The following is a 7,795-nucleotide window of genomic DNA, read 5'->3' as shown; positions in this document are numbered from 1 at the left end:
GGTGGCGGCCAGGCCCGTGCCGCCCAGGTTGCTCCACTGTTCGCGCGTCAGGCTGCCCGTCCCCGAACAGCCCGTGCTAGACCCCGGGTTCGTGGTTGAACCTGTCGAGGGGGCATCGGTGAAGAAGGAGGGAGCTGTGCCCAGTGCAATGAGCAGCGGGGTCTGCGTGGTTCGGGCATTCGTACTAGAGTAGTCCCACTCGTAGCGCTGCAGGTTGCCCATGCTCAGCGCCAGCGGAAACGAATAAACCCCCGTAGCGTACTCTACATTATCAACTAAGGCTTTGGCCCATAGTACATAGGTATAAGTGCCGTTTTTGTTGAAGGCCGCACCGTCTATGCCAGCTGGTAGCGCCAGGGCCGCCGTACGGGCTGCGTCGTAATGGGCGCCATAAAGCAGTTTCGACGTTGTGGCGAAGGCTTTGCCCAGCTGCGTAGTGTGCTCCGAGCCGGGAGCGTCGCGCATCAGGTTCTCATACAGGCCCATCAGGGCCATCTCATCACTGCCCGAAACCAACTGGTTGGCCGCAGGAGCAGTCACCGACTCGCCCAGCTGGTAGTAGTATAGCTGCTTGATATCTTTCTTCTGGGAGAGCACCAGCGTCTTGATGCCAAAGTTGCGCTGCATTTCATCCGAGCCCGTGCGGTCGTCCGACGTGCGACGACCAATATTGGTTTCTGACATCAGAATGTGCTTGGCTGGACGCGTCACACCGTTGTAGCCGTAGCGCGTGAGCACATCGGCAAAGCCCTGTCGGTCCTCCATCACCTTATTCGCGGCGTAGTCCGAGGTGCGGGTGTAGCGGAAGCCATTCAGCACTGTGTCCCAGTAGTGCAGCGAGTATGCCGGGTAGCTATGAAAGCTCAGCGCATCGATGTAAGCACCACCCGTGTTGGGGTATTGGGTCGTTACGGCGCCACCGTTAGGGTTTTCCGTGTAGCGCATGAGCGCATCCACAAACTGGGAGTAGCCAACCCCGCCCGTCGTGACATAAGCATCCGGGCGATATTTCTTAACAACCTCGTAGCTGACGTGCAGCATCCGGATGTAGCTAAAAATCGGGGCCTGAATGTTAACGAGCTCACCGGGCGTCGGAGCCCGGTTGCTCCAATCGTTCACATTGGCGCTGTTGGAGAAATCCGGCTCGTTCACGATTTCCCAAAACCGCACCTTATCCCCGTAAACAGCTAGCAGCTGATATAAGTAATAGGCGTAGTAGTTATTCTGGTTGACTGTACCGTCGCCGTTCCAGATGGGCTCATAGAGATTGGCAAACATCTTCGACTGACCAGTCGCGCCCGGGTAGGTCGTTGTTTCGCGGTGCGCTGCCGACGGGCCTTCCACAAAACAGGTCAGTTCTCTCATGCCGTGCGTGTTTACATAGGAGTTGAAAGCAGGCACCCGAATGTTATACCCATACTGCGCCACGAAATACTCAGGCAGCGAAGGCCGGATAGAATGGGCACCCAAGTTTTCGGCAATAGAAGCCAGATTCTCATCGGACCAGTTGCTATTATAATATCCCATATTGGTGCCGTATTGGAAGGCCTCTGTATATGGACGCACATAGTCGTTGGCTGTTTGTGTGGGTGCCTGAGCACCCGCATAAAAAACAGACTTGCTTGCTAATAAGCACAGCACTATAATAAACTGCTTCAAGAAAAATGGTACTTTAAAGTAAATAATAGATTTTAAGCAAATTTTAATGTATTGGTAGGATACAATTCTACTAAGTTATAGGGCTAGATTTTGAAATCAAAACCAAGGCGAGGAAAAATTCCCAAAATCGGATAAAAATCCGTATAGTATTAAGCTTTATGCAAGCAAAAATAGTATTTTATTAATAGATACTTTGTATAGTTACATACGCACTGTAAGCAATCCAGCATCTTTCTGCTTGCTATAATCCTTTGTATTATTCTGCATTATGTACCATGCTGAAGTAGCGTAAATGGACGAATTATATAGCTTTGTGCCTGATTGTCAAATTTATATAAATAGGATTTTTTAGTCAATGTCTCAATTTGTCTGAACGTGCAGGAAAGGTAGCATACTCCCGCCATACTCTTTTTAATCCAATTGATTGAGGATAATAAGTAATAGAAGGACAAAATTTTTTTAAGCCCAGATGAAAAAGTCCTGTTCTGCTCTGTATCGATGCACGGGCTAAATTTATAATTCAGGTTTGTGAGTACTTACTCACAAATAAGGCATGACGGGGTAGCGGTATATAGTTGAAGATACCAATCTACCCATTCCGCCAAATTCAATTAGCCCTAGCCTAAAAGCTCCTCAATATCTGCTCGCGTGAGGTGCTTGATGACGGCCTCATCTGTAGCAATAAGCTCGCTCACCAGCGCCAATTTTCGCCGCTGCAGGGCCAGGATTTTCTCCTCTACCGTGCCTTGCGTGATAAACTTGTAGGTGAAAACTGGGCGCTGCTGCCCGATGCGATGAGCACGGTCTACGGCTTGGGCCTCCACAGCCGGGTTCCACCACGGGTCGAGGATGAAGACGTAGTCGGCCGCCGTGAGATTGAGCCCCACACCCCCGGCCTTCAGGCTGATGAGGAAGATTTTAAGTTCTTCGTCCTCCTGAAAGCGCGCTACCTCAGCCGGGCGGTCGCGGGTGGTGCCATCGAGATAAGCATATTCCATCTGCCGCTCGTCGAGAGCGGCCCGTACCAACGCAAGATGCTGTACAAACTGGCTAAATACCAAGACTTTGTGTCCCTCAGCTACTACGTTGCGAATCATGCGCAGCACCTCGCGCAGCTTGCCCGATTCGTGCGCGTAGGTTTCGTCGGCTAGGCGCGGATGATTGGCAATCTGGCGCAGGCGCGTGAGGCCCTGCAGCAGCAGAAACTGGGTACTGGCCGGGCCATGCTCGTCGAGGTTACGCAGAATCTTGTTGCGATAGAAGCTCTTGGTTTCTTCGTAGGCGTGGGCCTGCTCCTCCGTCATCTGGCAGTAGCTGAGCTGCTCTGTTTTGGCTGGCAGCTCTTTAGCTACCTGTGCCTTATGCCGACGCAGGATAAAGGGCTTAATGAGCGCATGCAGCCGTCGGGTGCGGCCTTCGTCCTGATTTTTCTCAATGGGCTTGAGAAATTCTTTGCGAAAAAATGCCTGAGTACCCAACAAGCCGGGGTTGATGAATGACATCTGCGACCATAGGTCCATGGTGCTATTCTCCACGGGCGTGCCCGTGAGGATGAGCCGGTGCTTGGAGCGCAGCTGGCGCACAGCCTGCGAAGTGGTGCTCGATGGGTTTTTTATGGCCTGTGACTCGTCCAGAATCACGTAGTCGAACTTATAGCTGGCCAGCAACTCCGTATCGAGGCGCACAATGCCATAGCTAGTCAGCACTACATCATATTCGGCAAATCGGTCGGGATTTTTGTCGCGGTAGGTACCCGTGTAAGCCAGTACGCGCAGGTCGGGCGTAAACTTCTGTGCCTCATTCAGCCAATTGAATACCAGTGAAGTGGGTAGCACCAGTAGGGATGCAGCGCCCTGCGCCTCGCCACTTTCGCGGCGGTGCTGCAGCATAGCCAGGGTCTGAACAGTCTTGCCCAGGCCCATGTCATCGGCCAGGCAGCCGCCAAAATGGTAGTCCTGCACAAAGCGCAGCCAGTTGTAGCCTGCCTTCTGGTAAGGCCGCAACTCGCCCTGAAAACCGGCGGGCAGCGGATGGTCTTCTACTTCGGCAAAATCACGCAACTTGGCCAGCTTGCGGCCCATGCGCACAGTAGCTAGCTCATTGCTTTGCAAATCAGCCACCAACGCCAGGTGATGGCGGCGCAGGTTCAGGCCGTCTTCGGTTTCCTCGCCAAAGGCAAACAACTCTAGGTAATCGGTAAACCACTCCTCCGGAATGATGGCAATCTGGCCGTTGGGCAGCTTGAATTCGCGGCGGCGCTGCAAAATGTGCCCCCGCAACCGGATAAATGGTACTTCAATGTCGCCGAAGCGTACCGTGCCGCGCACGTCAAACCAGTCGCCGGCTTCCTGAATACCCACCTGCACACTGGTGGGCCCAATGAAGTAGTTCTTGCTGGCCGTACTAGCCGCTTCTACAGTGTAGCCCAGCTCGGTGAGGGCGGCGGCATTATCATGCAGCCACTTGAATGCCTGGCCTTTGGGCAGCGTTGCGTGACCTTTGTCGACGGAAAGCTGGCGTGCCCGCAACTCGTCTACAGTGCTGATTTCCTGCTCGGGGTTGCGTAGCAGGCGATGGAAAACGTAGCTGTCAGCGGTTTTCTCGAGGCGCACACTCACCGGCTTGTCGTTGCCCAGCGGCATAAGGTGCGGGCCGTAGCGGAAGCTAAGCTCAAAATGAATTTGCTCTGTTTCGGCACCAGTGAGCAATGGGGCAATGGGCTTGGGCAGCGGAATGCGGCCCCGGCGGGGTGGGCCGGGCGGGCGTACCGGCACTTCAGGCATTGCCGGAGCCGGAATAGCGTCGCTGAACGTAAGACGGGGCCGCGCCACGTAGCGCTCCGAACGGATGTCAAAACCGCGCGCGTGTACTTCGAACGACTCCATGAGCGGGGCCACGAACTTCTGGAAGTAGCTTTCCTCCACTTGCCGGGGCACCACAATGAACTTCTTCTTCAAGAAGGGCAACAGCTTGCGACCGTCTACCTCAGTGCGGAAGGAATAAAGCAGGTCATTGAGTAGCAGCCAGGCCGGCTGCAAACACACCAGTACGGCATCTTTGTATTGAAAGTCAAGCTTTTGCCCCTGATATTGAATGGTGGGGAAGTAGTGGGTCCCTTCCTCGTTGCGGCGGAAGTGAAACAGGATGGACGCCTTAGCTGGAGCCATCCCAATCTCGCGCCAGGTCGGCTCGCCGTCGCGGCCCATGATGAACACCCGCTTGCCCGCCAGGCGGGCAAGCACGGTAGCCATGCGCGCCTGTACGTATTTGGCAATGGCCTCCTGCATGAGTTTGTCGCCCTTTTCCGCGTTGTAGGTCTTCAGGAAAAACTCGGCTGTAGCGATTTTGCGGGGCCAGAATTCCTTGACGACTGCTTCCTGCTGAATCTGGTCGCAGAGCTCGACGAGTTCAAAGTCGACGTCATCTAGGGCAACGGCAAACTCGTGGGCATTTTTGCCCGACACGGTTTGGTGCTGCAGCGTTAGCTGGCCCCGAGGACCCAACTGCACGACATAGGCCGCAAACAGGTGGCCGAGAAACTCGTGCTCGAAGAGCGAGTAGACGATTTGAAACGGTTCAGCGGTAGATACTTTCATAGCCGGGCACGCGGAAAGCGCAAGGTAAGGCCGAAAGCGGAATATGACGGTGCATTATTTCGTCATCGGCAGTGCGTAGGAATACTTGGCCTCGCCGACAGCCATAGAATCTACGAGATGCTATAAATTCTCGCGTAAATCCAAGTGACTGGCATTCAAGGCAGGACGGATGCTCACGGCTAGCGTGATAAAGATGATGGAGAGGCAGGTGAAAATGAGGTCGGCGGCCTGAATTTTTACAGGATAAGCATCAACTACGCTCGTTGCCATGCCCATGCTTACGAAACCAAAGCGCTGCTGAAGCCAGCACAGGCTGACCCCAACGACCAGTCCCACGGTAGCACCCACCAGCGCCACGATGGCCCCCACGTATAGAAAAGTGCGCCGCACGGCCTTTTGGCTGGCACCCATAGCCAGCAGCACCGAGATGTCCTTCTTCTTATCGATGACCAGCATCGACAGTGAGAAAAAGATGTTGAGCGAGGCAATGAGCAGAATCAGTGTGAAGGTGATGAACACAAACAGCTTCTCCACCTTAATGGCTTTGAACAAGCTGACGTGCTGCTCATCCGAATCCTGCACTTTAAAAGTGGGGCCGAGCTGCTTGCGCAGCTGCTCCTTCACCTGCTCTATCTCAAAGCTCTGGCCTACTTTCACGTAGAGGGCCGTGCGCCGGGCGCCATAGCCCAGCAGGCGTTGGGCAAAGGTGAGGGGCACGAAAATGTAGCTATCGTCGATGTGCTGCTCGATGAGGAATACCCCGCCCGCAATTAAGTTTTCCTCGTTGAATGCCTTACTGGGGTCAATGCTGAGGGATTTTTTGCCTGGCGTGTTGCGCGGGTAGAGCAGGCGCATGGGAGCCAGGCGGTTGTTGAGGGTGATGCTAAGCTCGTGCTGCACACCAGCGCCTACCAGCGCCAACTCGGTGCTGTCGCGGCGTAGGCGGTGGTCGCCCTCGCGGATGTTGGCGTCAATCTGGCTTTGGCCGAAGTAGTTGTCGCTCAGGCCGCGCATTTTCACCACCATCTGACGGTCGTGGTATTGCAGCAGGGCATTGTCCTCGATGACTTCGGTGAGCAGGGCCACGCCGGGCGTGTTTTCCAGCTTCATCAGAAAGGTACGGTCGACCGGGAAAGCTTTGCCTTTGGCGGCAGAAATGACGAGGTTAGGGTCCGATTTGCCGTAGAGGGTGCGCACCAAGTCCTCCAGCCCGTTGAACACCGACAGCACAATAATGAGCGCAGCCGTGCCCACCGCCACCCCAATCATCGAAATGTTGGAAATGATTGTGATGATGTTGCGCTTATTCTTGGAGCGGAAGTAGCGCCGGGCAATGAGGAGAGGGACGTTCACAGGTGCAGTAGCGGGCAGAAAAATAGGATTAGCCGGCTTTGCGCAGCAGGTAGTTCATTAAAGCTTCCAGGCCTTTTCAAGCACTTTTCGTGGTTCAAAGCTACTTTAGCCAACATCCTGCTTTGCTCGCTCATACCTGGGCTTATTTCTAAAAGTAACAGTCGAATTACCGAACTACGTACTAGGCATAGAGTTGATAGTCGGCTTGCTGATAAAAGCTGTCCCCCACTAGTGGTCTGTAAGTCCAGCACTTTTTTGAATGTACAGGCAATGTACGGGTTTGCACCGTGTGGTCTTGAAACCAGGGAAACTTGCCTACTTCCAGGCTTTCACGATGAGGCCTGTACCGGAATCATGCTTCGTGCGGGCATCAAGCCAGTTCAGCAGAAGGCAGAACGGGAACGTGATGAGGTAGTAGAACGGCAGCACCAGGAAAAACAGGCGCGATTTGCCCAGCATCAGAATGGGGTATTTCATGCTGAGACGCCAGGAAATCTGGCCTGGCTCGCCGTAGGAGTAGCGAGCTTCAATGCGCTCGAAACCGGCCGTGCTTAGCTTCTGCTGAATCTCGCGGATGTTGTAGCCGTCGCGCACGTGTTCTTCGATGAAGCTGGTTTCGCCGTCGTCGTGCACATCGGAGCCGCCTTGGTCGCTGGGCGTGGAAATGAGCAGCATGCCGCCATCCTTCAGCGACGCGTGGATGTTGCGGAATACTTCTACGTCTTCCAGAATGTGCTCCATCACATCAACGGACAGCGCCAAATCGAAGGAATTAGGCTCCTGATAGAGCACCAGGTCCTGCACGGCAAACTGCACGTTGCGCCGCCCAATCTGCCGAAAAAAGGCATTGGAGTCGGCCACCTGTTCCTCCTTCACGTCCACGGCCAGAATGTTCCATTTCGCGCTCAACCCACTGAGCCAGTACGTGTACTGTCCATAGCCCGAGCCGGCGTCGAGAATGTGCAGCGGCTCCTGAGTGCGCCCCTTGGCCCACTGGCGCAGTTCGCGGTGCACGTGCCAGGTACGAAGCAGAAGCAGGTCGAGCAGGTGGTAGAACAGCCGGCGCAGCCACGGCGTGCGGTTAAACACCTGGCCAAGCGATTTTTTTATCGGGTCGTAATACAAAGTGGAATAAGTAAATGAGTAAGTGAACAAATGGGCAAATGAGCAAGCGCGACGACCAGTCG

Annotated in this window: 4 protein-coding genes; all 4 read right to left on the bottom strand. The window is 54.5% G+C overall.

Going from position 1 to position 7,795, the window contains the following annotated elements:
• On the bottom strand, positions 1–1,566 hold a 1,566-nt coding region (locus J4E00_RS28735; protein WP_208178809.1), incomplete at its 3' end, for a hypothetical protein.
• Positions 1,567–2,276: 710 nt separating this feature from the next.
• Positions 2,277–5,255 (bottom strand): SNF2-related protein, encoded by a 2,979-nt coding sequence (locus J4E00_RS28730; protein ID WP_208178808.1) that lies wholly within the window; start codon positions 5,253–5,255, stop codon positions 2,277–2,279.
• Between the two features lie 120 nt (positions 5,256–5,375).
• The gene (locus tag J4E00_RS28725; RefSeq protein WP_208178807.1) at positions 5,376–6,608 is read right to left on the bottom strand and encodes an ABC transporter permease; all 1,233 of its coding nucleotides are present in this window, start codon (positions 6,606–6,608) and stop codon (positions 5,376–5,378) included.
• 315 nt (positions 6,609–6,923) lie between these two features.
• A complete protein-coding gene (locus J4E00_RS28720) occupies positions 6,924–7,733 on the bottom strand; it encodes a class I SAM-dependent methyltransferase (protein WP_208178806.1) in 810 nt (269 codons plus the stop codon).
• Positions 7,734–7,795 lie beyond the last annotated feature (62 nt).

The organism is Hymenobacter negativus (assembly GCF_017571495.1).
GTDB lineage: Bacteria > Bacteroidota > Bacteroidia > Cytophagales > Hymenobacteraceae > Hymenobacter > Hymenobacter negativus.
This window is presented reverse-complemented; position numbering and strand designations above follow the sequence as displayed.

Coding starts and splice junctions, on each gene's coding strand:
- J4E00_RS28730 (WP_208178808.1), bottom strand. CDS start 5,255: ATGAAAGTATCTACCGCTGAACCGTTTCAAATCGTCTACTCGCTCTTC.